Here is a 24,923-nt window from a genome sequence, read left to right on the forward strand (position 1 = left end):
TTGATGACTAAAACTCACCCAATACAAAGTAAGTATCTAGCGAGTACTTAGTCCACTTTGTTCCAAGCACTTTGCCAGTGTGAACCGACACCTGGTTCGTACTGAGTTGCTGTTGGAGCCCATTGAACACAGTAGCCAGAGTATGGGAACTCTTTACACTGATAAACGCCACCATCGCTGCTTAGAACCTTTGTTCCTGCTGTGTAAGACTCAATGCTTTCTGGGAACACGAAGTCGTAGTCGCCTGCTGGTGGCGGTGTTTGCTCGTCCATTAGGTGGAAATCAAGCGTGTTCTGATCCACTAAGTTACCTTGGTCATCTTTCGTCACAACCACAAGCATGTGGTGGCCAGCTTCAGACTTAGAAAGAGTCAGTTGAACATCTTCAACTTGTCCGTCTGTTAGATCCGATTTCTGAGATGCAAGTGCTTCACGGTGATGGTTGTACACGGTAAGCTCAGCTTGGATATCGCCTGTTGCCGCTAACGTAAGATCAAGCTGAGTAGGTTGGCTCTCATCGATAATGTACTCTGATTCTAAGCCCGAGACTTCAAGATCATGCTCGGGTTCTGGAGTATCAATCTTGTAGCCGATTTCGACACTGTTAAAGCCAGAGCCTGCTTTTAGATAAACAGGATTCGTGCCGTAAACGGGTGCGAAATCGCCTTGGTCATTCAATTGACCTGCTTTGATTTGCGTCTGCTCTTGGTTGATCTTAGAAGCAAGCGCGTAAGACCAGTTATTGGCTTTGCCTTGTTCAGAAGTTTCAATCACAAGCTCAGTGCTGTATGAAGCGTTCTCACCAGACTGGTCGAATACACGCGTATAAACAGCGTCACCAACATTCAGGTCTTGTGTCGGGTTGATTTGACCACCTTGATCCCAATCAGGAATGATAGGGCCGTCACCATCAAATTTCACGTCGATAACGTTGTAGAAAGCCGCTGCAGTGTCACCTACATCCCATACGGCAAGGATCACTTGATAACCTTCACGCTCTGGCACATTACACAAGTGACTGACTTGCATCGGTGGCTGTTCCATATTGCCTTCAACAACACAGAATGGCGTTAAGTCAAAAGAGCTGCGAGCCAACGGCTGGTTTGGATTCCAGTCGGGTTGAGTAATGTAATATTTCCAATCGCGAGTCTTGTGGTTAGCTGTGAATGTCCACTCGAAGTATTGAGAACCAGACTTGATAGGGCGTTTAACCCAGCGGTCTGCCTTTTGTTCGTCTAGTGCTGCTGCTAAAGAAGATTGCGCACTGGCGATTTTCCCATCAGCAGGGCCAACTTCTGGGAAGCCTTCAGGGCCTTCTACACTTTGTGGTTCGTATTGGATACCACCACAGTTGGTGTTTTTCTCTTGCGTATCACTCGCAGGGAACTTACATAGGGCAACACGGCTCTCAGCTACGCCATTGTTGTATGCCGAGACATAACCGTGACCGAAGCTTGCACCGCTTACGCTAAGAAGCGATAGCGCGATGAGTGATTTTTTTTGGAGTTGTTTCATTATTTGTCCTTACTGTATTTGGCCGACAAAAAAGAGAACACCCCGGCATGCATTTACACTTAAATTCTATTAAGTGGCGGCCCCGCTATCATAGACAGAATATTTGTCGACAGACCGGTGGCTTTACGTCCTATTCTTTCAAATAGTTTGCCAGAAGTGCGTTTGAGCAAGCGAAATGTAGCCAACCAGTTTTATAAACGCGAATCAATAGATTGAAATGTGGAATGCCAATCTCGAACTTTTAATTCTTAATACAAATTAACTTGCTATATGTTTAGTTCGCTAACGTATAAATTATTGATATAAATGAAGAAAGCATTTACTCTAATCGCTTTTGTGAATGCTTTTCGATTGTGATGTTTTGTTCTGCACGACAATTGCGCGCATATCAAAACCAAACCTTTGGTTTCCACTAACCAAACCCTGACATGCTATGTATGAAAAGCCGGACAATTGATTGGTATGAATTATGTAAAGGAGTCGGTATGGAATTCACAGAACTAGATAGAGACGCGTTATATCAAACGTGGATGTCACAAAAATCGAGAATGCGTATTACGCAGATGGAGTTTTCAAAAAAGCTTGGAATGAACCAGCTTGATTTCTCTAGAGTGCTAAGAGGCGAGACGCCATTAACGATGTCTTTCGTTAGTCACTTTTGTCGTTTACTTCATTTAGAGCCTAGGAATGTGTTTCCTTCACTTAAAGAAGGTAATGAGTCAGGGCCAAAAGTGGTCTACCTGAAAAGTAGAATGAGCGTTGATGGTGAGATCCAAAATGCTTATATCGAAGGAAATCAGGTAATCGTAGAGTATGCACACACCGTTCAGCATGATTAATTTTAAAGCTAGCTCTGAGTTTTAACTCCCCTTTTCTACAAACCTTTCATATAAGGTATGACTTACTCAATTAAATTCCTTAATTTTAACTAAGTGCGTCATGAAACCTTTAAAAGTCTTTTTGCTTGTTGCAACCAGCATCTTCTTGTTTGGTTGTGCAGGCGGCCCAATTAAAACCGCAACTAAATTCACCAGTTATAAAGATTTTCAGCCAGTCCCTGATGGAGGCGTTGACCTAGTTTGGGCAAGGATTGGGCTACGTGACGCGCAGCGTTTGAAATCCAAGTTAGATGACTACGATTCTGTAGTGATCGACCAAATTTTTGTTTTAGCAGAAGAAGGTTCGTTGGATCAGGAAGAGATTCAGGAACTCACTGAGCACATGGTTGCGCGCTTGGAAGATAAAATATCGCCTCATAAAACGATTGTCGATGAACCGACAGGAAAAACGCTCCGCTTGAGTATCGCTCTGAGTAACGTTGAAACGCCCAATCCGCTCTTAGCTGTAACGAGCAGCGTTCTGCCGTTTGGCCTTGCGATGTCAACCATATCTAAGGTCACGACTGGTGAGCACACCAATGTTGGGAGTGCGAGTGTAGAGTTATTGGTCAGTGATGCTCAAGAGGGCACACCACTGTTTGCAGCCATCGACCGTGAAGCGGGTAATAAAGACTTTTCAACCATGATTGATTCGCTGGATGATGCCAAAGACGCGATCAACTATTGGGTTGAACGTTTAGGTGATACTCTACACAACATAGATGACGCATAGTAAAGACCGAATAATGCTAGAGAAAGAGAACCTGATTAAGTTGGCTCGAATGCAGATGCCATTTGGAAAGTACGCGGGTCGTACACTGATTGACTTACCTGAAGAATATTTGCTGTGGTTTGATAAAAAGGGATTCCCGTCTGGTGAACTCGGCGATTTATTGAAACTGTGCCTTGCTCTGAAAATTGAAGGGCTTGATAGTGTCGTCAAGCCATTGAAAAGAATGTAATTAAATAAAAGCTCACGCTGATCACGTGAGCTTTTTTGTTTTTGAGTTCGACACAATTTTACATGCATGATGTAGCTTGAAGAATGGCTCTTCTTACCTTGCTATAAAATACGCAATCGATAGCGTGTAAATAATGGTATACAGGGTGTTTTAAATATAAAACACAAAAAAAATTGCGTTTATTTTTAATTAGTGATTGAAACTAGAGTTTTTACTAGTTAAGTTACAGGGAACAAGAAGATTAGTGCTGATAGAAAGTGACGTGAGACAACGTACATTCAGCTCAAGGATAGAAAAAAGGAAGAAGTAAGCAATGTTCCAGACTGATGATGTAAGAATTAACAAAGTAAAAGAGTTATTACCCCCTGTTGCTGTTTTAGAAAAGTTTCCAGCGACAGAAGTTGCTTCTTCTACAACCTTTGAAAGCCGCAAAGCGATCCACAATATTTTAGAAGAGAGCGATGATCGCTTGCTTGTTATTGTCGGCCCATGTTCTATTCATGACACAGAAGCTGCTCTTGAGTACGGTAAACGTTTGAAAGTGTTGCGCGACGAACTTGGTGATAACCTTGAAATCGTAATGCGTGTTTACTTTGAAAAACCACGTACAACTGTTGGTTGGAAAGGTCTAATAAATGACCCGTACATGAACGATACGTTCAAGCTAAATGATGGCCTTCGTCTAGGACGTAAGCTACTGCTGGACCTAACTGACATGGGCATGCCAACGGCAAGCGAATTCCTAGACATGATCACGCCTCAATACGTTGCTGACCTAATCAGCTGGGGTGCAATCGGCGCACGTACTACAGAATCTCAAGTTCACCGCGAACTGGCTTCTGGCCTATCTTGCCCAGTTGGATTTAAGAATGGTACTGATGGCAACATCAAGATTGCAACAGATGCTATTCGCTCTGCTAGCGCTTCTCACCACTTCTTATCAGTAACTAAGTACGGTCACTCAGCTATCGTTGAAACAGCAGGTAACCCTGATTGTCATATCATCCTACGTGGTGGCAAAGAGCCAAATTACAGCGCAGAACACGTTGGTAAGATTAAAGAAGAGCTAGCAGCTTCTGGTCTTCCACAAAAAGTGATGATCGATTTCAGCCACGCAAACAGCTCTAAGCAGTTTAAGCGTCAAATGAACGTATCTGATGACGTAAGCGCACAAATTTCTGGTGGCGACAAAGCTATCTTTGGTGTGATGATTGAATCTCATCTTGTTGAAGGTCGCCAAGACCTGGTTGAGGGCAAAGCTGCAACGTACGGCCAATCTGTTACTGATGCGTGTATTGGTTGGGAAGACACTGAAACAGTACTTCGCCAGCTGGCAGACGCTGTTGAAGCTCGTCGTAACAAATAGACTAATTACAGTCAGCGATTAAGCTACTGAAAATTCAAAGCCCTTAGTTAGCAACAGCTAATAAGGGCTTTTTTGTGGATCTTAGTTGAAAACTGGAAGTGTCTGTATTCTTAAATGAGAAAAGACAGTAACTCGTCGACTTTAAGTGACAGTAAAGCTTTATCTTGTTTGGTTTCAACGTTAAGGCGTATTAATGGCTCGGTATTGGACTTTCTTAAGTTGAAGCGCCATGAGCCCATATTCATGCTGATTCCGTCTGTGTGATCGATCTCAACGGCATGATCTTGGTAGTGCGATAACACGCAAGCCATGACCTGCTCTGGGTCTGAGACTCTTCGATTGATCTCCCCGGAAGAGGGGAATCTATCTATACTAGTACTCGTTAATTGGTGAAGAGATTGTTGAGTTTTCGACATCAGCTCGATAACCAATAGCCAAGGAATCATGCCTGAATCGCAATATCCAAAATCACGAAAATAATGGTGTGCGCTCATTTCGCCCCCATAGACGGCATTCGTTTCACGCATCTTCTCTTTGATCAGTGCGTGTCCTGCTTTAATTCCAATCGCTTTTCCACCATGCGTTTTTGCGATTTCAATTGTGTTCCAGGTCATGCGCATATCGTGCAATACAGTCGTGTTAGGCTGTTTGACCAAGAATGCTTCAGCAAGCAACCCTACAATGTAATAACCCTCGATGTAATTGCCTTGCTCATCAAAGAAAAAGCATCGGTCGAAGCCTCCATCCCAAGCAATTCCAAGGTTGGCAGAATGCTCTAAAACGGCATCTCGAGTGGCTGCTTGGTTCTCTCTAATCAAAGGGTTTGGAATACCATTTGGGAAGTTTCCATCAGGGTTATGATGAACTTTGATGAAGGTGATAGGGACACCGAGTTCGTTAAATTTATTATCTAAAGCATCAATGATATGTCCTGCAACACCGTTCCCAGCATTAACCACAATCTTCATCGGTGACAGCTTTGATGGGGTTATGTACGAGAGTAGGTGCTCGACGTACGGAGCAAGAATACTGTTCGATCTACTAGAGTTACTTGGTTGTGCATGAACGAACGGTAAATTGCAGTTCAGCTCTTGATTAAGTTCTTCAATGCGTCGTTTGATTTCATCTAAACCACTGTTTTTACTGATAGGGCTAGCGTCTACACCGACCATTTTCATGCCGTTGTAATTGATTGGGTTGTGGCTGGCTGTGATTTGTATTCCGCCAATCGCTTTTAGGTAACGAGTCGCAAAGTAGACCTCTTCAGTGCCAGTCATACCTAGATCAATGACGGTAATCCCTGACTCGATTAAGCCTTTGGTCATGGCTTCTTGTAATGACAGGGAGGTTTTGCGGTTATCACGACCAATCACTACCTGCGCCAAACCATCGAGTGAGGTTTCAGGCTTAGCGGATAGGACGTATTCGCCAAATGCCTTACCGAGCAGGTAGGCGAGTGGCTCATTGATTTGTTTACCAATGACGCCGCGGATATCGTTGTTCTTAAAGCAGTTTAGGTCTAATGTTGGTTTCATCGATTTGTCGCTGCTTTATTTCGTTTGGTTGTGCTTTGATGAGTGGACTTGTTGCTTGCGCACGTCTCGCCCATAACTGTCTTGATATCGAATGATGTCGCCTTCACTTAAATGACTGCCTGTTTGTACTTCAATCATCTCGAGTGGGAGATCCCCTGGGTTCTCTAGGCTGTGAATATGACCTAAAGGGATGTAAGTGGATTGATCTTCTTCAACCAGATAGGTTTTCTCATTGTTGGTCACTTTCGCAGTACCCGCCACGACTACCCAATGTTCCGCTCTATGGTGGTGCATTTGTAACGACAACTTGTGACCGGGTTTAACGGTGATACGTTTAACTTTGTCGCGCTTGCCTAGGTCGATAACATCGTATTTACCCCAAGGTCTAAACACCTCACGATGATGCACATGTTCTGTGCGACCCGCTTGATTTAGTTGACTGACAATCGATTTAACACCCTGAACCTTGTCTTTATTTGCAACCAATATAGCGTCTTTGGTTTCGACAATAATCAGGTTGTCGACACCTACCGTCGCAACCAGCTTATTTTCAGCATGGATGTAGTTGTGTTGAGAGTCGACGGTTAACACATCACCTTCAATGACGTTATTGTGCTGATCTTTTTCGCTTACATCCCAGATCGCGGACCATGAGCCAATATCGTTCCAGCCGACATCAATCGGGATCACCGCGGCGTGCGAGGTCTTTTCCATCACGGCGTAATCGATTGAATCACTTGGACTGCTTTTGAATGCTTCAGCGTCTATACGGATAAAGTCGAGGTCGGTATTTTGCGTTGCAAGAGCGAGTTTACAAGCCGCTACTATCTCAGGGTGGTGTTCGGCGAGTTCTTCAACATACCGTGATGCCTTAAACATGAACATGCCACTGTTCCATAAGTATTGTCCTGAGCGGATGTACTCTTCTGCTGTTGCTGTGTCTGGCTTTTCTACAAAGCATTCTATGGCGAAGGCGTGATTGATTGGCTGCTCTGTTCCATTAGTATCAGTTTGAGCACTGGAGGAAAGAGGCTCTCCCTGCTTGATATAGCCATAGCCAGTCTCTGGGGAGCTAGGTGTTATACCGAATGTCACCAGCTTGCCTTGTTTTGCATAATCAACACCACGACTAATCGCTTGTTGGAATTCAGAGGTTTTCGCGATGTGATGATCAGCAGCCAGCACTAACAAGATAGGGTCGGATGCGCTTTGTTCATTAAGCGGTGGTTTACTTAAAGCCTTTAGGGCGGCAAGCGCAATGGCTGGGGCTGTATTTCTACCGACTGGCTCTAGCAGAATACCACTATGTTGAATGTTAGCTGATCGAGCTTGTTCAGCGGCAATAAAGCGATGCTCTTCATTACAGATAATGAATGGGGCATCGCATTTACTATCCATCAAGTGCTCTTCAAGGCCTTGCAGGCGTTGAAGTGTGTGCTGAAGCATTGACTGGTCGCCGGCAATATTGAGAAATTGCTTAGGGTAAATCTCGCGAGACAGTGGCCAGAGACGACTTCCGGAGCCGCCGGCTAGAATGACAGGTAAAATCATAGCGTGGTAATTAGGTGCATTAGAATACTGCCATCATATTACCACGCTTCACGCTTATTACTTATCGATAACCAAGAAGGATATGACTATCGATGACCTTCCGTAGGGGAGTTCAACATGTCTTTGGGATCGCTAATATTCTGATTATCACCTAGGCTTTGAACGCTGTTATGATCTTGAACATTAGAAAAGTCTTGAGGGTCAATCTTGAGTGTCTGTGTTGGGAACGCGATGTCTGCATTGTGTTTATGAATAATCGCCAGAACCTGTAACAGAACGTCTTGCTTCACTTTGTGGTACCTGATCCAGTTGACTGTTTTTGTGAAGGTATAGATAAAGAAGTTGAGCGTTGATGGCCCAAATTTGTCAAAGTTAACGATCAACGTCTGTTTGGCATCAATATCTGGGTGGGTCTCGAGCATGGTTCTTACATCATCAACAATGAGCGCCAATTTGTCTGCATCTTGATAACGAAGACCAAAGGTTTCATTGATTCTACGATTCAACATTCTCGATGGATTCTCTACCACAATACTACTGAACACCGAATTTGGCACGTACAAAGGACGCTTATCAAAAGTGCGGATGATCGTCATGCGCCAACCAATGCGTTCGACAGTGCCTTCGATTTGACGATCGGGAGAACGTATCCAATCACCGACTTTAAAAGGGCGGTCGAAGTAAATCATCATGCCACCGAAGAAATTCGACAGTAGATCTTTTGCAGCTAAACCGACAATTAAACCACCAACACCACCAAAGGTGAGTAAGCCGGAAAGACTGAGCCCAAATGCCTGCATAATGGTTAGGCCGCCCATCACCATAAAGAACAGGCGAGCGACTTTCGCAATTGCCTGTACTGTGGTTTCGTCTCTGTTTTTTTGCTCTAAGACATAGGCTTCAGTGTTAGTGATCATTCGTAAGGTAAACCAAACGAAGGTACAGATAATTAATATGTGCTTAAGTGTTTTTAACCAGTTGATTTCATTGCCAAACTGGTCTTGAAGGATGAGCCCGACAGATACTGTAGCAGGCCAACACCAAAGTAACGTGCTGACAGGGGTTTTTAGTGCTTCTAGCAGTAGATCGTCCCAGTGGAATGGGGTTTTCTGAACCAGAATTTCTAAGCGATTATGGATAATTCGCCAAGCTACCCAAGCGAGAAAACTCGCCATAGTGATGAATAGGACGCTGTTTGCCCAATCACTATGGCTCTGGTTGATGTAGGTTTGTACTTGGGTTATGAATTCATTCATTGTGTGTACTGCCGCAGAAATTATGAATTGGAAATTAGCAGAAACTCGAGTTGTTCTCTACCTTTATAAATCAAGCGATTATGACAATAGTATAACCTTATTCTTGCAGAACTAACTTTTTTTGAGATAGAAACTAATGTAGGTTTGGCTATCCCGTGTAATTAAAATTTCTAAACAGGATTTCAAATGAGCGACAAACAATATGCAGTTATCGGTTTAGGGCGATTTGGTCTGTCTGTTTGCAAAGAGCTACAAAGTTCAGGGGCACAGGTACTGGCCGTCGATATTGATGAAGAGCGAGTGAAAGAAGCAGCGGCTTTTGTTTCACAAGCGATTGTTGCGAACTGCACGAGCGAAGAGACGGTGAAAGAGTTAAGACTCGATGATTACGATATGGTGATGGTATCGATAGGCTCTGACGTTAACTCAAGCATTCTAACGACTTTGGTGGTGAAAGAATCTGGAGCAAAAGCAGTCTGGGTTAAGGCGAATGATAAGTTCCACGGCAAGATCCTCTCTAAGATTGGTGCTGACCATATCATCATGCCCGAGCGCGATATGGGTATTCGTGTTGCTCGTAAGATGCTGGACAGACGCGTTCTCGAATTTATCGACCTTGGCAGTGGCTTAGCGATGACGGAGATTGTTATTGGTTCTAAACTGTTGGGTAAGAAACTTGGCGATCTTAAGCTGTGTAAAGAAAATGGTGTTGAGGTACTTGGCTTCAAGCGAGGGCCGAACCTCACTAAAGCACCAGAATTGGATGTGAGTTTAGAAATTGGGGATGTGGTGATCATCGCTGGGCCGAAAGAGACCTTATCTAGAAAGCTACGCAATTGGTAATTGGCAATAAGGTAACAGTATGAATTCGTTAAAACGAAAAGGTACTTTCTACACGCTTAAGAGTGATAAAAAGCCACGTAAAGGCTCTGAACCTAAGATTATCCTTACGAGCTTCTTAGGCGTACTTATCCCCTCTGCAATATTGTTGACGATGCCTGTATTTTCTGTGACAGGCCTAAGTTTTACGGATGCACTGTTTACAGCAACCTCGGCGATCAGTGTGACAGGATTAGGTGTTGTCGATACCGGTGAGCATTTCACCTTGGCGGGTAAAATCTTACTGATGTTCTTGATGCAAGTCGGCGGGTTAGGGCAGATGACTCTATCTGCGGTACTGCTTTACATGTTCGGTGTTAGGTTAAGCCTTAAACAACAAGCACTCGCGAAAGAAGCGCTTGGCCAAGATCGTAAGATTAACCTTCGTAAATTGGTTAAGAAGATCATCATCTTTGCATTAGTGGCTGAATTTATCGGTTTTGTATTGCTCTGCTTCCGCTGGGTACCTGAGATGGGATGGTCAACGGGCAGTTTTTATGCACTGTTTCATGCGATATCTGCATTCAATAACGCAGGTTTTGCACTGTTTTCAGACAGTATGATGAGTTTTGTTGATGATCCGCTGGTGATCTTCACCTTAGCTGGCTTGTTTATTTTCGGTGGGCTAGGCTTCACAGTCGTCGGCGACCTATCGAGTAACTGGCGTAAAGGTTTTCGACATCTTCATTTACACACCAAGATTATGCTAACCGCCACTCCGACTCTATTGTTGGTAGGTACGGTATTGTTCTGGCTGCTAGAAAGAAATAACTCAGCAACCATGGAAGGGTTATCGACTCAAGGACAGTGGCTAGCCGCATTTTTTCAGTCGGCAAGTGCTCGTACTGCTGGCTTTAATAGTGTGGATTTGTCTCAGTACACACAGCCTGCGTTGCTGGTAATGATTGTACTGATGTTGATTGGTGCAGGTTCTACCTCAACAGGTGGTGGTATTAAGGTTTCGACCTTTGCAGTAGCCTTTGTCGCAACGTGGACCTTCCTCCGTCAGAAAAAGCACGTGGTGATGTTTAAGCGCACTGTGACTTGGCAAGCGGTAACAAAGTCATTGGCCATTATTGTGGTAAGTGGGGCGTTATTAACCACCGCGATGTTTTTGTTAATGCTTACTGAAAAGGCAGCGTTTGATCGAGTCATGTTTGAGGTGATTTCAGCCTTTGCAACGGTTGGCTTAACCGCTGGCTTAACCGCGAACCTGACTGAGCCAGGTAAATACATCATGATTGTTGTTATGGTGATTGGACGTATCGGTCCTTTGACCTTGGCTTATATGCTAGCTCGCCCAGAACCTTCCTTGTTGAAATATCCAGAAGACACGGTGTTGACTGGTTAATTAGGTTCACGGGCTGATAAATAAAGCTCTGTAAATAACAACAAAGCCAGCGATATGCTGGCTTTGTTGTTATAGGCTGTTCGTTAAATGCTGAATGCTTAGCCCTCAAACATCTCAACGTATTCCTCATAGCCTTCTTCTGCTAATTTATCCGCTGGGATAAAGCGCATTGCGGCTGAGTTCATGCAGTAACGTAAGCCTGTTGGTTTTGGACCATCTTTAAATACATGTCCCAAGTGAGAATCACCAAACTTACTGCGAACCTCTGTTCTTGGGTAAAGCAGTTTGTAGTCAGTAGTTGTGACGACATAAGCCTCGCTGATTGGCTGTGTAAAGCTCGGCCAGCCTGTGCCTGACTTGTATTTGTCTTTTGAAGAGAACAATGGCTCCCCAGTTACGATATCAACGTAAATACCTTCTTGCTTGTTATCCCAGTATTTGTTGTCAAATGGGCGCTCAGTAGCGTCTTCTTGCGTTACATCGTATTGAAGTGCTGTAAGCTTCGCTTTGATCTCTGCATCAGACGGTTTTACGTATGTTTTAGCATTCGCTGTCGCATTCTTACTGTCGATGATCTGACGTAGTGTTTTAGGGTTGTCCTTTCTATCATCACCGAAGATCTTATCTAGGTACTGATCGCGGCCAGAAGCATAGCGGTAGTAGTTATAACGAACCTTACTCTTCTTGTAATAATCTTGGTGGTAATCTTCTGCTGGCCAGAACTTCTCAAATTTTATCAGTTCTGTTTTTAGTGGTGCACCAAAGATATTAGCTTTGTCGATCTCCATCATGAAGTTCTGAGCAACATCTTTTTGTGCTTGGTTATGATAGAAAATAGCCGGTCGATAATGACGGCCTCGGTCTACAAAAGAGCCTTTGTCATCGGTTGGATCGATGTGTCTGAAGAATTGGTCAAGAACCTGTTCATAGCTAACAACATCAGGGTTGTAAGTCACGTTTATCACTTCGATGTGACCCGACTTGCCTGAGGATACTTGTTTGTAGGTTGGGTTTTCTAGTTCACCGCCAGAATACCCAGAGATAACGTCGGTGACGCCTGTCAGCTTTTCTAGGTCGGATTCTGTACACCAAAAACAACCACCCGCGAGTGTCGCGATTTCACTATTACCTGAATTAGCTGTTTTATCCATTGTATTGGCAGTGCCAGTCTGGCTTACAAACAGTGAAATCAGTGGTAGCGCAACCACGAGTGATACCAATATTTTAGATAATTTATTCATAGATACCTCATCTTGACGTTCTTCTCATTCGATTTTGAATGTACGAATAGAGACAGGTTTTAGATGGAAAAAATTGCATCATTCATGAAAAAAATATGTTATCGAGAAAATCTTGCTCATAAATGCCGCCAGTAGTAGGGTGTAGGCATTGATGTAAAATAATAGATAATGATGACGTTTTCGTACATCTAAGGAACAGCATGCAAGCAGAAGTTAAATGGGTCGAAGGTTTTAAATTCTTGGGTCAATCTCAATCAGGCCACTCTATTGTCATGGATGGCAGCGGTGGTGCAACGGCGCCAAGCCCGATGGAAATGGTTCTTATGGCCGCTGGTGGTTGTAGCTCTGTTGATGTGGTAGATGGATTGAAATCTGCTAGTCAAAGCATTACAGGCTGTAACGCGAAACTTGAAACTACACGTCGTGAAACCGCGCCAAAAATCTTTACTGCGATTAACATTCACTTTGAAGTTTCAGGTGACAACCTTGATCCTAAGTTGGTTGCAAAAGTATGCGCTGATTCATTGGAAAAGTACTGTTCAGTGTGCCTAATGCTAGGTGCAGGCGTAGAAATGACGCACAGCTGGGAAATCGTCTAGTCTTCTGGCTGTATAGCTTGGCTTTGAGTCGTTACTTTTCGGCTTATGAGCAAACATAGATAAAGAAAGGGAGGAGCACTTAGCAGTGCTCCTCCCTTGTTATTAAGGAAGTCGTTATTACGTTAGAATACGATTATTCCACTGTTTCAATGATAACTTCTTCAACTTGAACATCTTCTTGGTACTCGAAGCTTGGGATTGTTGCTTCCACACGACGGTTTTGAGCACGACCTTCAGCCGTATCGTTTGATGCGATTGGGTTTTCTTCCCCTTCACCAGAAGCGGTAATGCGATCAGCTTCAATACCTTGCTCTTCGATGTATGCTGCTACTGCTGCCGCACGTTTCTTAGAGATCATCATGTTGTACTCAGCTGCACCTGTTGAATCTGTGTGACCAACAATGTTAACGGTAGACTGAGGGTATGTTTGTAAGACTTCCACAATTGGCTGTATAGCGGCTTTACCTTCGTCTGAAAGTTCTGTGCTGTTAGTCGCAAATGTACCTTGAGAGAAACTCTCAGTTTGCGCTTTGGTAACCACTACCTCCGCTTCCTCTTCAACGACCACAGCTTCTGGCTCTGTGATTGGTTCAGAAGGTGCTTGAGTTACAGCCGCCGCAGAAGCTGCAGCCGCTGATGCGGTTGTATTACCCGTGCCGAAATTGTAGCTAAGACCTACTGTGACAAGGTTGGAGTTTAGGTCTTGGATGATCTTATCGTCAAAATCATCGAAGTATTGGTATTCCACTCTCAGCGCCCAATCGTCTGAAAGCTGTTTCTCGGCACCGATACCTAAGGCTAAAACAACGTCGTCTTCGTCATCGTGCATGATGTAAGCAGGACCTGCTTTAAAGAAGATATCAAACTCTTGTTTAATCGCTAGTCGATACATTGGGCTTAAAGAAATGGCTACGATAGAATCGCTGTATCTTTGAGTCGCTCCGTTGTTGTTAAAGCTGGTGTCATAATCACCTAAGTAATCTGCATTCAATTCTAGAGCAATGTTATCGGTAAAGTTGTAACCACCGTAAATACCGCCCGCCACTGAATCATCTTCACAATCAATGTTGTCGACACAAGCGCTATCTAGCCAACCCATGCCAACTTTTGCGCCTACGTATGTCGTTGCGGCAATTGATGGAGCAGCAGCGAAACCTGAAGCAGCTATCACAGCACACATGATTTTTGACAATTTTTTCATAATCTTATCCTTGGATTAACTCTTATTGTTATCTGAATGAGCCTTTAAAGCGACGACTTACTGATTGGGACACTGCAACAGTAGATCGTTCAAGGCGTAGATTCAGGTCGAACCTATCTTGGAACTGTTATTACATTGTTAGTACAGTTGCTTATTATGGCCAATGAAATTGTTAAAAATTATATATTTAAGGTGCTATTTACAGAGGTTTTTGTCAATTAATTGCTGTCTCAAATGTTGGAAACGAAGAAACCTCGTATCATTTTTAGGCGATACGAGGTTTCATTTTCATGTGTACGGAATGTTTGGTTGGGTAATCTAGGTGATTACCGTTATGGGCGCTCACCAGCTAACAAACGTTTTTCAATATCTGCAATGACACCTGGTAGGTCTGCAATGGTATCGATTAGGTAGTGTGGGTTTGATTTGTTTAGCTTAACGCTTGCTTTTTCACGTGCAGCTGCAAGTGTTGTCTCGTCTGCATCTAAATATTCTTGATACGTTAAGCCTGCTTCGTTCCCCGATAATACAAGTCCAACTGTCCACATGCCTGCGTTGTGACCCTCATCGATCCCCGGTGCTGCGTCGTCTACTTTTACACACGCAGCAACGCTAGTTACACCTAGATCGATTACGTTTTTCAGTGCCATAAATGGAGCAGGGCGACCACCTTGAGGTAAGTCATCGGTCGCTACCACGTTATCTGGTCGGTAACCGTAATCTGCAGCAGCAGGAATTAAAACATCCATCACTTCACGTGGGTAACCTGAACAAGACCCGATCTTCACGTTCTTCTCTTTTAGGTTATTGACCACTTCTATCGCATTCAAAATAGGTGCTGCGTGATCGGCTACTTTCGCTTTTTGAAGAGGCATGAATGCCGCGTAGATCGCGTCAACGTCTTCACTTGTCATGGAGCGTCCGAACTGAGCCTTCCAACGAGCGTCAACAGCTGGAATTCGACCCACTGCTTGGATGTGGTCCCATTTGCCGATCCCCATAGGTTCACGCGCTTCAGCCAAGTCGATGTCAAAGTCGAAACCTTGTTTGAATGCTTCAACGAAGATGCTAGTTGGAGCAAACGACCCAAAATCAACGATAGTGCCGGCCCAGTCAAAGATAACCGCTTGGATAGGTGATGTCGTGTTCATAATAGTGTCCTATTTTTGTGTCACTCCCAGTTCAAAGTTCTGGGAAACAAATGGTTGTTTAAGGTTATTGGTTTAAATGTTGATTTCGAGAATTAAAGGTATTCAAAATCTTTGCAGACTTTGGCTATCGCTTTTTCGAATACAGACAGAGCGACTTCTAGCTCGCTACGGCTGATGATCAATGGTGGGCTCAATTGAATCACGTTACCTTGTGAAACCTTAAAGCTCAGGCCATCGTTCAGACATTGGTAAAGTACTGCTTCTGCTTCATCGAACGCTCGGTTTTTGGTGATATGGTCAGTGACCAATTCCACTCCCCAAAGCAGACCGATGCCGCGAACGTCACCAATGACTGGGTATTTCTCTTTCATTTGAAGCAGTTGTTCACGCACGAATGCGCTGTCCGCTTGTACTTTTTCAAGTAGATTTTCTTGCTCAATCACTTCCATCGTAGCCAGTGCCGCTGCGCAGCCAATAGGACTTTTCTCGTGGGTGTAGTGACCAAGTGATACTTGCGCTGCCGTGTTGTATTTGTCTTTAGTGACCATGGCTGCAATTGGAACCAAGCCCCCGCCAAAACCTTTACCGATACAAAGAATGTCAGGTTCGATATCAAAGGCCTGGTGAGTGAACCATTCGCCACTACGACCCATACCGTTTGGAATGTCGTCGATGATCAACATGACGTTATGCTTATCGCAGATCTCACGGATGCGCTTCCAGTAAGCTTTGCTTGGAACCTGAACGTCTGTGTTACGCACTGCTTCGGCAATGAAGGCTCCAATGCCACCTTCTTTTTCAATCACATACTCTAAATAGTCGGCATAGTGAACGTCGCATGCAGTTTCGTTTGCATTGACTGCGCTATTCTCGTTAAACGGGAAAGCGCCACGATAAGAGACGGCTGGTGGAATGCGTTCTACGCCAGCCATTAACGGGCCCATGCCTTCGCGGAAACAAGCTTCACCACCCACTGAAATTGCGTCCAGTGACGCGCCATGGAATGAGTCCCACAGTGAAACGACCTTGAAGTTGTTGGTGACATGTCGAGCCAGTTTGAGTGCCATGCCGATAACCGAAGTACCACCCGGTGCAAACAACACGCGGTTCAACTCACCACCGCAGATCTGTGTCAGCTTTTCAGCGCATTGAACGGCTGTTTCATTGGTAAAGCGACGTGGTGAAAACGGCAATGAAGCCATTTGTTGAGTCACTTTATTAATGATATGTGGATGGCCATAACCCAATTGATGAACATTGTTACCGTGAAAGTCCATGTACTTCTTGCCCGTCGCATCTTGAATGTAGATGCCTTCAGCTGCTTCAAGTGTGTCTAGACAAGGCGTTGACATCGCTTGATGAAGAAATACGTCAGAGTCACGTTTTAACATCGCTTGAGTCGCATCATCGTTTAGCGACTCGTTCCATTTCTCACGCGCTGGCGTGGTGTTCACATCGCCTTCGCTTCGAAAGTGTGTCGCCTTTAGAACAGAATCTTGATTGGCCATCGTCATTATTTGATGTCCCAGTACATAGCATTCTTAACTGCGCCAATTAGAGCTTCAATGTCTGACGGATACACTTCACCGATGTTACCGATTCGGAAGCAGTCGGCGTTTGAAACCTTGCCCGGGTAAATCACAAAACCTTGTTCTTTCAAACGGTCATAGAATTCCTTGAATTGGTAATCGCTATGAGTTGGAGAATAGAAAGAGGTGATAATCGGTGAATGAAGTTCATCATTTAACAGAGGTTCAAAACCAAGAGAGCGCATACCTGCAACCAGTGTGGTTTGGTTTGTTTGGTAGCGATTATGACGAGCTTCGATACCACCTTCCTGTTCCAATTCAAGTAGAGCTTGATAGAAAGCACGCACTGTATGCGTCGGAGAGGTAAAACGCCATTTACCGAGGTTGCTTTCCATGCAGTGCCATTGGTCAAACAGATCAAGGCTTAATGAACGAGCTTGGCCTTTGCACTTTGCCAGTTCCGATTGCTTAGCAATAACAAAGCCGAAGCCCGGTACACCTTGGACGCACTTGTTTGCAGAGCTGATCATGTAATCGATACCTAAGTCAGCGATATCCATAGGGATGCCACCAAAGCTCGACATTGCATCGAGAATGACGGTTTTGTTGTGCTGTTTTGCCATTTTGGCAATGTCTTCAATTGGATTCAGCATGCCTGTCGTGGTTTCACAGTGCACAATCGCAACGTGAGTAATGTCTGAATCCATGGCCAATGCCGTTTCCATTTCGTTCAAGTCAGGCTGTGATGTTTCACCTGGGGAAACGACATGGCATGGAATGTTTAAGTATTCTGCGATTTGAGCAATACGAGCGCCGTACGCACCGTTATCAACAACAAGAAGCTTACCGTTGTTAGAGATAACGCTACCGATTGTTGCTTCTACCGAAGCGGTGCCGCTACCTTGCATTAATACGCTTGTATATCCCGCTTGCTTAGTCGCTAAAGTCACTAGCTTGCTACGAATCACTTCAACAACGTCTTTGTTGTATTCATCATCCCAAGTACACCAATCTTTTAACATCGCTTGGCGAACGGTTTCAGAAGTAGATAAAGGGCCCGGTGTCAGCAGTAAGTATTCGTTTCTCATGTTCAACTCTCGCGATTTGTATTTTGGACTATACCAATATTTGCGATTACTTTAACAACCAATTTAAACGGTCGTAAATAGCCCAAACGTTATTTTCACAAAAGCTTCATATTCAAATTTGTCACTTTTGTTGAGAAATTTTCCGATCTTTAAATTGCCATTTTTTGTTCATTTAATCGTCATAAAAGCCAGTTAGCTTAATACTCGAAATCTGGTACATACCAATGCAAAGGTGTGTGTTAACAACCTAAATGAATTTATGGATATAGAAGCCTCTAGATGGAGCTTCTAGCCTTAACAACTTTAACCTTGGCAATTCCTAACCTTGGCATCGGGCCTGACTGGAGAAAATGATGAAAAACCGTTTTATGAAAGGATCACTTGCAGCTTTAGTTACTCTATTGGCTGGTAATGCTTATGCAGCACAGGAAGTGACGGTTTACACCGCTTTTGAAACTGACATTTTAGCGAAGTACAAAAACGCATTTGAAAGTGAAAACCCAGACATCAACATCAAATGGGTTCGTGATTCAACAGGAATCATGACGGCAAAATTATTGGCTGAGAAAAACAACCCTCGTGCAGAAGTGGTGTGGGGCCTTGCGGGTTCTTCAATGGCTCTACTTAAGGAGGAGGGCATTCTTAAGCCTTACACTCCTCAAGGTGTAGAAGCGCTGCGCTCAAACCTCAACGATCCGCAATCTACTCAAGCTTGGTATGGCAACGATGCATTCTTCAATGCGGTTTGTTTCAACGAAGCGGTAGCGAAACAACTTAACCTACCAGCACCTAAATCTTGGGATGACCTAACCAAGCCTATCTACAAAGGCCACATTGCGATGCCAAACCCAGCGTCTTCTGGTACGGGTTATATGCAAGTGTCTGCTTGGCTACAAAACATGGGTGAAGACCAAGGTTGGAACTACATGCAGAAGCTAGACCAAAACATCGCTCACTACACGCACTCTGGTTCTAAGCCATGTGTTCAAGCGGGTATGGGTGAAGTCGCTATCGGTATTTCTATGGCGAGCCGCGGCGCTAAGCTGAAAACTCAAGGTGCACCACTTTCTGTGATTACGCCTGAAGGTATCGGCTGGGAATCTGAAGCGGTAGGTCTTGTGAAGCCGTCTGATGCTGCGCAACGCGTGGTTGATTGGTCTATCTCTAAAGCAGCAAACGAGCTTTACATCGAAATGTACCCAGTTGTTGGTCACCAAGATGTGACGGCAACAATTGAAAACTTCCCTAACGTCGAAAAGAACATGGCAAAAATGGACTTTGCACGTATGGGCAGCGAGCGTGCAGACGTATTGAAAACATGGTCTGAGAAGTTTGACGCTAAATCAGAGCCAAAATCTTAATCTATCGAGCTACTCAGTTAATTAACTATTTAACTATTTAGCTATTTAACTGTTTAGTTCATTAGAAGTTAGAAATCAGTAAAGGAAGGCTTCGGTCTTCCTTTTTTAGTTTTACGCCTTTAGGTTTTAAGTAAGGTACAACAAATGACAAAGCACTACTCATATTGGTTCAAGCAAGCGTTGGAACAAGAGTTTGGCAACATCCATGCGGGGCTAGATTCGGCTAAGCCGCTCCAAAAAGACGTCAACTGTGATATCGCCATTGTTGGCGGTGGCTATACGGGTTTATGGACGGCGATTTTAATCAAACAACAGCAACCAGAAAAGCATGTTGTCGTGATTGAAAAAGGCCTATGTGGTAGCGGTGCTTCTGGTGCGAACGGCGGTTGCATGCTGACGTGGTCAACTAAGTATCCGACGCTGAAAAAGCTCTATGGAAAAGAACAAGCGAAATGGTTGGTTAAGGAGTCGGAAAAGGTTATATACGAGATCGAAGCCTTCTGTAACGAACACAAGATTGACGCGCATCTATATCGAAGCGGTACTTACTACACGGCGACTAATGAAGCCCAAAAGGGTGGAATGGAGCCTGTTGTTAATGAGCTGGTTAAGCAGGGTATCAATAGCTGGAAGAAGTGCGACAATTCTTTGGCTGATAAAGCGGGATCTGAACGCCACATTGAGGGTTACTACTCAGAAGCTGCGGGTAGTGTGCAGCCAGCGTTATTGGCTAGAGGTTTGCGCCGCGTTGCGATCGAATTGGGTGTCGAAATTCACGAAAACACAGAAATGACATCACTCGACTATGGCTCTCCCGCTCGAATTCAAACCAAAGGCGGGTCAGTATTTGCGGATAAAGTGATTTTGGCACTCAATGCGTGGATGCTCGATCACTTCAAAGAGTTCAAACGCAGCATTGTGGTTGTCTCTTCAGATATGGTGGTGACCAAGCCCATTCCGGAAAAGCTCAAGCAATTTGGCCCAGAGAAAGGGGCGGCGGTGGTAGATTCGCGTATCTTTGTCCACTACTACCGAGATACCCAGGACGGACGACTCATGTTGGGTAAAGGCGGCAATAAATTCTCGTTTGCGAATCAGGTTGAAAGCATGTTCAACCAAACGACTAACTACCTACCGATTCTCAATCAATCGTTCCAAAAATTGTTCCCTAAATTGGAACAAAGTGAATTCGATTACAACTGGTCTGGCGGCTCAGATCGTTCGGTCACCGGATTGCCATTTTTCGGTAATCTAAAAGGCCAAAGCAACATCTATTATGGGCTTGGTTACTCTGGAAATGGCGTTGCTCAAACCCGTATGGGCGGGAAGATTTTGTCAGCAATGGTACTCGATATCGACAATGCTTGGACGCGAAGCGGTTTAACTAAAGGCCCATTAGGACACTTCCCGCCAGAGCCATTCCGTTGGGTAGGTGCGATGATAGTGCGTGATGCGGTACGAAGAAAAGAGAACGCGGAAGATTCGGGTAGCACGCCATTGTGGCTAGATAAACAGTTATCCAAACTCGCAGGTGCGGCGGGCAAAGCCGACAAGGTTGAATCATAGATTAATCTAGCGTTTAAATTAGAAGTTTACATTGAGGCTCTCAGTGATTTATGGGCAAGTCACTGAGGGCTTTCAACGTTGAACTAACTTTCAATGTTGAACAAATAGCAATTTTTAATGCTTATTATATCTGCAATATAAGTGTCATTTAGCTTCTATAAATTTGTCACTCAACTGCAATATTCTCAGTATAAATTTGGTATATACCATATAGAGAGTGCTGTAGTATGAGCAACCAAACTTATTTGAATATTGAAAACGTTGTAAAGCAATTTGGCCAATTTACAGCGTTAAAAGACATCTCCCTATCGATAGATAAAGGCGAGTTCGTCTGCTTCCTTGGCCCATCTGGCTGTGGAAAAACCACCTTATTACGTGCGATTGCAGGCCTAGACTTACCAACGTCAGGTTCTATTGAGCAGAACGGTAATGATACGACCTTCTTGCCACCAGAAAAGCGCGACTTTGGCATCGTGTTCCAATCTTACGCTTTGTTTCCAAATCTCACTGTGGAAGAAAACATTGCGATTGGTCTGAAAAACCAAGGCATGTCGACCAAAGAAGCCCTTGAGACGGTTGAGTCTTGGTTAGAGACCATTGGCTTACCAACGTCTGGTCAGAAATTTCCAAATCAGCTATCTGGTGGACAGCAGCAGCGTGTTGCTCTGGCTCGCGCATTAGCCTTGTCTCCAGGCTTGTTGCTACTCGATGAACCGCTTTCTGCGTTGGATGCGAAGGTAAGAACACACCTACGTGATGAGATCTGCCAACTGCAACGCAAATTGGGTATCACCACTATTATGGTGACGCACGACCAAGATGAAGCGTTAACGATGGCAGACCGTATTGTCGTGATGAATCATGGTGTTATCGAGCAGGTCGGTGCTCCTCAAGAGATCTACCAAAAACCTGTCAGTCGTTTTGTGGCTGAGTTTGTTGGTAGCATGAACTTTATTCAAGCTTCTGTTGCGGCTCAAGGCAAGATGCGTATTGCTGAGTCAATGCTGCCGTTACCTGGCTTAGATAATCTCACGCCAAATCTGGGTGATGTTTTTGATATTGCCGTTCGTCCAGAGCAAATCCAGTTTGTTGATCGTTTTAGTGAATCCTTGCCAGTGAGAATCGTATCAAGCGAATTCTTAGGGGCGGTTTATCGTGTTGAGTGTCAATTGCAACATGACTCAACGGCGAAAGAGATCATCGTTGATGTTCCCGTCAAAGAGTTCAACCGATTGAAGCTGCGTCGCAGTGATATTCGTTACGTGGCGTTTGATCAAGAAGGCCTTAGAGCTTACTCATCGAAAAGCCTGCAAGTGATGAAAGACGAGGCGGCGTAATCAATCATGGAATCGACTCAAATGATGCAATCTAAGCTGCTAATTCAACGACGAGTACAACCTTTTCTGGCTCGGTTAAGCAAAGACAACGTAATTCTATTTGGGCTGTTGGCCTTTTTGTCTGTGGTCATGACGTTGTTTATCCTGATGCCACTGTGGGCAATGTTGAAAAAGAGTGTTCAGAACGCAGACGGTGAATTTGTAGGTTTACAGAATTTCGCTACGTATTTTGCGTCTCAAAGCCTGTGGCAATCGGTAGGTAATACCTTCACGCTTGGATTGCTAGTGACCGTAATCGTGGGTGTCTTGGCGTTTGGTTATGCCTATGCGCTAACTCGTTCATGCATGCCTTTTAAGGGGCTTTTTCAAGTACTGGGTTCTGCGCCTATTCTTGCTCCGTCACTGCTTCCTGCAATCAGTCTTATCTTCTTATTTGGTAACCAAGGTATCGCTAAAGAAGTCTTGGGGGGCAACTCGGTTTATGGTTTGATTGGTATCTCACTGGGCTTGATATTTTGGACGTTTCCACACGCCTTGATGATTCTGACCACCTCATTAAGAACCTCTGACGCTCGCCTTTATGAGGCAGCACGTGCACTCAATACTTCATCGTTAAAAACTTTCTTTATGGTGACGTTACCTGCGGCAAAATACGGCTTGATCAGTACCCTGATCGTTGTGTTTACGCTGGTGGTTTGTGACTTTGGTGTGCCAAAGGTGATAGGTGGTAGCTACAACGTGTTATCGACTGACATCTTTAAGCAGGTGGTTGGTCAACAGAACTTCTCTATGGGTGCAGTAACCAGTATCTTGCTGCTATTACCTGCGTTGCTTGCGTTTACCGTTGACCGCTGGGTTCAAAAGAAACAAAAGAGCTTGTTTGATACTCGTTCTGTCGCGTACCAACCTGAACCTAGCACGCTACGTGATGGCTTATGTTTCCTTTATTGCACCATCATCTCTGCTGCTGTGGTTATTGTGTTGGGCATGGCGATATACGGTTCGATGGTCACCTTCTGGCCTTGGAACAAAGCGCTGACGCTAAACAACTACAACTTCGCAGAAATGAGTACTTATGGTTGGGCGCCATTCTTCAACTCCTTAACGCTTGGTGCTTGGACTGCGGTTATTGGTACTGTTCTGATTTTCTTAGGTGCATACTGCATTGAGAAAGGTCGCGCCTTCGGTCCTGTTCGTCAAGCGATGCAAATGCTCAGCGTTGTTCCGATGGCCGTTCCGGGTATGGTGCTGGGTTTGGGTTATATCTTCTACTTCAATGATTTGAGTAACCCACTTAACTTCTTGTATGGCACGATGGCGTTCTTGGTGATTAATACCGTGGTTCACTACTACACGGTAGGGCACATGACGGCGTTAACGGCATTGAAACAACTGCCTTCCGAAATTGAAGCAACAGCGGCTTCGGTAAACTTACCGCAATACAAGCTGTTCTTTAAGGTGACGGTACCTGTTTGTCTGCCGGCGATTTTAGATATTGCGACATACCTGTTTATTAATGCACTTACCACGACATCTGCGGTAGTATTCTTGTATTCTACCAATACGATTCCAGCGTCAGTATCAGTACTGAATATGGACGATGCAGGTCAAACCGGTGCAGCAGCAGCGATGGCGGTGATGATCATGATATCTGCAGCGAGTGCGAAGTTGATTCATATGCTAATCAACAAGTTATTCGATAAGCGCACCCAAGCTTGGCGTAAACGCTAGCGAACCACTTATATTGCAGTTGGCCAAGGAGTGGCTGACGACAAGAACAAGAATGAAAGGAAATGAAGTGCAGTACGTAAAAATCAAAGATGTCATCGTAGAGCAGATAGAGTCGGGGATGTTAACACCACGACAGAAGCTGCCTGCGGAACGTAAGCTGGCTGAATCGTTTGATACGACTCGAGTTACCTTACGCGAAGCCTTGTCTTCACTTGAAGCGGAAGGGCGCATTTATCGAGAAGACCGACGTGGTTGGTTTATCTCTCCCGAGCCGCTTCGTTACGATCCAACACAAACGCTGAACTTCACCAATATGGCTCTATCGCAGAATCGACAGCCGAAAACTGAGTTGGTTGCGGCGAAAGGAATGTTAGCAACCAAGGAGGCGACTCGGCTTCTTGAGTTACAACCTTTCTCGGACGTTTATCGAGTAGACAGAGTTCGTTATCTTGAAGATAGGCCGGTTGTGTATGTGACCAACTACATTCGACCAGAGTTGTTCCCTAACTTGCTTGATTATGACTTGTCTAAATCGTTGACGGACATCTACCGCGAACACTTTGGTGTGGTGTATCAGAAGATCCGTTACCGAGTGAGCACAACGTCTTTACTTGGCGAGACAGCGCAAGCCCTGCGTGCGACTTCTGGCTCACCTGCAATGGTTGTTGAGCGTGTTAACTACAATCAAAACGGCGATCTGATTGACTGTGATATTGAGTATTGGCGTCATGACGCGATCAGTATTGAGTCAATCGCGCAGCTAGAGCGCTAGTCATACGTTAGAACGTTAGAACGTTAGAACGTTAGCATATCTGCAATTATGCAGG

The 24,923-nt window shown here is 44.5% G+C and carries 21 protein-coding genes and 1 riboswitch; of the genes, 12 read left to right on the forward strand and 9 right to left on the reverse strand.

All coding sequences use genetic code 11. The features are described from left to right. Positions 1–47: 47 nt before the first annotated feature. Positions 48–1,514 carry an N-acetylglucosamine-binding protein GbpA gene (gene gbpA / locus AB4503_RS07515; RefSeq protein WP_229648182.1) on the reverse strand — a complete coding sequence of 489 codons (1,467 nt, stop codon included), beginning with the start codon at positions 1,512–1,514 and terminating at the stop codon, positions 48–50. A gap of 72 nt (positions 1,515–1,586) precedes the next feature. Continuing rightward, positions 1,587–1,676: riboswitch (cyclic di-GMP riboswitch) on the reverse strand. A gap of 323 nt (positions 1,677–1,999) precedes the next feature. Here gbpA and AB4503_RS07520 point away from each other — a divergent pair. From AB4503_RS07520 to aroG, 4 genes are all read left to right on the forward strand, one after another. After that, positions 2,000–2,353: a hypothetical protein gene (locus AB4503_RS07520; RefSeq protein ID WP_017066796.1), complete on the forward strand. Its 354-nt coding sequence runs from the start codon at positions 2,000–2,002 to the stop codon at positions 2,351–2,353. 100 nt (positions 2,354–2,453) lie between these two features. Continuing rightward, positions 2,454–3,125 (forward strand): DUF3313 domain-containing protein, encoded by a 672-nt coding sequence (locus AB4503_RS07525; protein ID WP_372114149.1) that lies wholly within the window; start codon positions 2,454–2,456, stop codon positions 3,123–3,125. A 13-nt stretch (positions 3,126–3,138) separates the two neighbouring features. Continuing rightward, positions 3,139–3,354, forward strand: a complete 216-nt coding sequence (locus AB4503_RS07530) for a DUF3820 family protein (RefSeq protein ID WP_004730103.1) — start codon at positions 3,139–3,141, stop codon at positions 3,352–3,354. 313 nt (positions 3,355–3,667) lie between these two features. Continuing rightward, a complete protein-coding gene (aroG, locus tag AB4503_RS07535; protein WP_017061746.1) occupies positions 3,668–4,720 on the forward strand; it encodes a 3-deoxy-7-phosphoheptulonate synthase AroG in 1,053 nt (350 codons plus the stop codon). 110 nt (positions 4,721–4,830) lie between these two features. On the opposite strand, the gene AB4503_RS07540 is transcribed toward aroG, so the two are convergent. The 3 genes from AB4503_RS07540 to AB4503_RS07550 form a co-directional block, all read right to left on the reverse strand. Then, complete coding sequence (locus AB4503_RS07540) at positions 4,831–6,255, reverse strand: phosphomannomutase CpsG (RefSeq protein WP_372114150.1); 1,425 nt, start codon at positions 6,253–6,255, stop codon at positions 4,831–4,833. A 15-nt stretch (positions 6,256–6,270) separates the two neighbouring features. Further along, entirely contained in the window at positions 6,271–7,806 is a 1,536-nt protein-coding gene (locus tag AB4503_RS07545; protein ID WP_372114152.1) for a mannose-1-phosphate guanylyltransferase/mannose-6-phosphate isomerase, read from the reverse strand. 86 nt (positions 7,807–7,892) lie between these two features. Continuing rightward, complete coding sequence (locus tag AB4503_RS07550; protein WP_017064827.1) at positions 7,893–9,062, reverse strand: mechanosensitive ion channel family protein; 1,170 nt, start codon at positions 9,060–9,062, stop codon at positions 7,893–7,895. Between the two features lie 186 nt (positions 9,063–9,248). On the opposite strand from AB4503_RS07550, the gene AB4503_RS07555 reads away from it, so the two are divergent. Next, positions 9,249–9,905 (forward strand): TrkA family potassium uptake protein, encoded by a 657-nt coding sequence (locus AB4503_RS07555; protein ID WP_019820412.1) that lies wholly within the window; start codon positions 9,249–9,251, stop codon positions 9,903–9,905. Positions 9,906–9,924: 19 nt separating this feature from the next. Beyond that, positions 9,925–11,292, forward strand: a complete 1,368-nt coding sequence (locus tag AB4503_RS07560) for a TrkH family potassium uptake protein (RefSeq protein ID WP_017065604.1) — start codon at positions 9,925–9,927, stop codon at positions 11,290–11,292. Positions 11,293–11,390: 98 nt separating this feature from the next. On the opposite strand, the gene msrB is transcribed toward AB4503_RS07560, so the two are convergent. After that, entirely contained in the window at positions 11,391–12,533 is a 1,143-nt protein-coding gene (gene msrB, locus AB4503_RS07565) for a peptide-methionine (R)-S-oxide reductase MsrB (protein ID WP_017061740.1), read from the reverse strand. 200 nt (positions 12,534–12,733) lie between these two features. On the opposite strand from msrB, the gene AB4503_RS07570 reads away from it, so the two are divergent. Then, positions 12,734–13,132 (forward strand): OsmC family protein, encoded by a 399-nt coding sequence (locus AB4503_RS07570; protein WP_372114153.1) that lies wholly within the window; start codon positions 12,734–12,736, stop codon positions 13,130–13,132. 133 nt (positions 13,133–13,265) lie between these two features. Here AB4503_RS07570 and AB4503_RS07575 read toward each other — a convergent pair whose 3' ends face one another. The 4 genes from AB4503_RS07575 to phnW all read right to left on the reverse strand — a co-directional run bounded on the left by AB4503_RS07575 (position 13,266) and on the right by phnW (position 18,101). Then, positions 13,266–14,333, reverse strand: a complete 1,068-nt coding sequence (locus AB4503_RS07575; RefSeq protein ID WP_102428795.1) for an OmpA family protein — start codon at positions 14,331–14,333, stop codon at positions 13,266–13,268. 332 nt (positions 14,334–14,665) lie between these two features. Next, positions 14,666–15,484, reverse strand: a complete 819-nt coding sequence (phnX, locus tag AB4503_RS07580; RefSeq protein ID WP_050649212.1) for a phosphonoacetaldehyde hydrolase — start codon at positions 15,482–15,484, stop codon at positions 14,666–14,668. Positions 15,485–15,576: 92 nt separating this feature from the next. Beyond that, positions 15,577–16,998 (reverse strand): aspartate aminotransferase family protein, encoded by a 1,422-nt coding sequence (locus tag AB4503_RS07585; protein WP_102332027.1) that lies wholly within the window; start codon positions 16,996–16,998, stop codon positions 15,577–15,579. After that, positions 16,998–18,101 (reverse strand): 2-aminoethylphosphonate--pyruvate transaminase, encoded by a 1,104-nt coding sequence (gene phnW / locus AB4503_RS07590; RefSeq protein ID WP_372114155.1) that lies wholly within the window; start codon positions 18,099–18,101, stop codon positions 16,998–17,000. The genes AB4503_RS07585 and phnW overlap by 1 nt, the downstream gene beginning before the upstream one ends. A 350-nt stretch (positions 18,102–18,451) precedes the next feature. Here phnW and AB4503_RS07595 point away from each other — a divergent pair, with 350 nt between their 5' ends. The 5 genes from AB4503_RS07595 to phnR all read left to right on the forward strand — a co-directional run bounded on the left by AB4503_RS07595 (position 18,452) and on the right by phnR (position 24,868). Further along, a complete protein-coding gene (locus AB4503_RS07595; RefSeq protein ID WP_128644407.1) occupies positions 18,452–19,462 on the forward strand; it encodes a putative 2-aminoethylphosphonate ABC transporter substrate-binding protein in 1,011 nt (336 codons plus the stop codon). 144 nt (positions 19,463–19,606) lie between these two features. Continuing rightward, positions 19,607–21,028 carry an FAD-dependent oxidoreductase gene (locus tag AB4503_RS07600; RefSeq protein WP_372114157.1) on the forward strand — a complete coding sequence of 474 codons (1,422 nt, stop codon included), beginning with the start codon at positions 19,607–19,609 and terminating at the stop codon, positions 21,026–21,028. Between the two features lie 227 nt (positions 21,029–21,255). Then, complete coding sequence (locus AB4503_RS07605; RefSeq protein ID WP_372114159.1) at positions 21,256–22,365, forward strand: putative 2-aminoethylphosphonate ABC transporter ATP-binding protein; 1,110 nt, start codon at positions 21,256–21,258, stop codon at positions 22,363–22,365. 21 nt (positions 22,366–22,386) lie between these two features. Further along, positions 22,387–24,096 (forward strand): putative 2-aminoethylphosphonate ABC transporter permease subunit, encoded by a 1,710-nt coding sequence (locus tag AB4503_RS07610; RefSeq protein WP_372114161.1) that lies wholly within the window; start codon positions 22,387–22,389, stop codon positions 24,094–24,096. 67 nt (positions 24,097–24,163) lie between these two features. Further along, entirely contained in the window at positions 24,164–24,868 is a 705-nt protein-coding gene (gene phnR, locus AB4503_RS07615; protein ID WP_029235340.1) for a phosphonate utilization transcriptional regulator PhnR, read from the forward strand. Positions 24,869–24,923 lie beyond the last annotated feature (55 nt).

The sequence above is a fragment of the Vibrio sp. 10N.222.55.B11 genome (assembly GCF_041473705.1).
GTDB lineage: Bacteria > Pseudomonadota > Gammaproteobacteria > Enterobacterales > Vibrionaceae > Vibrio > Vibrio crassostreae_C.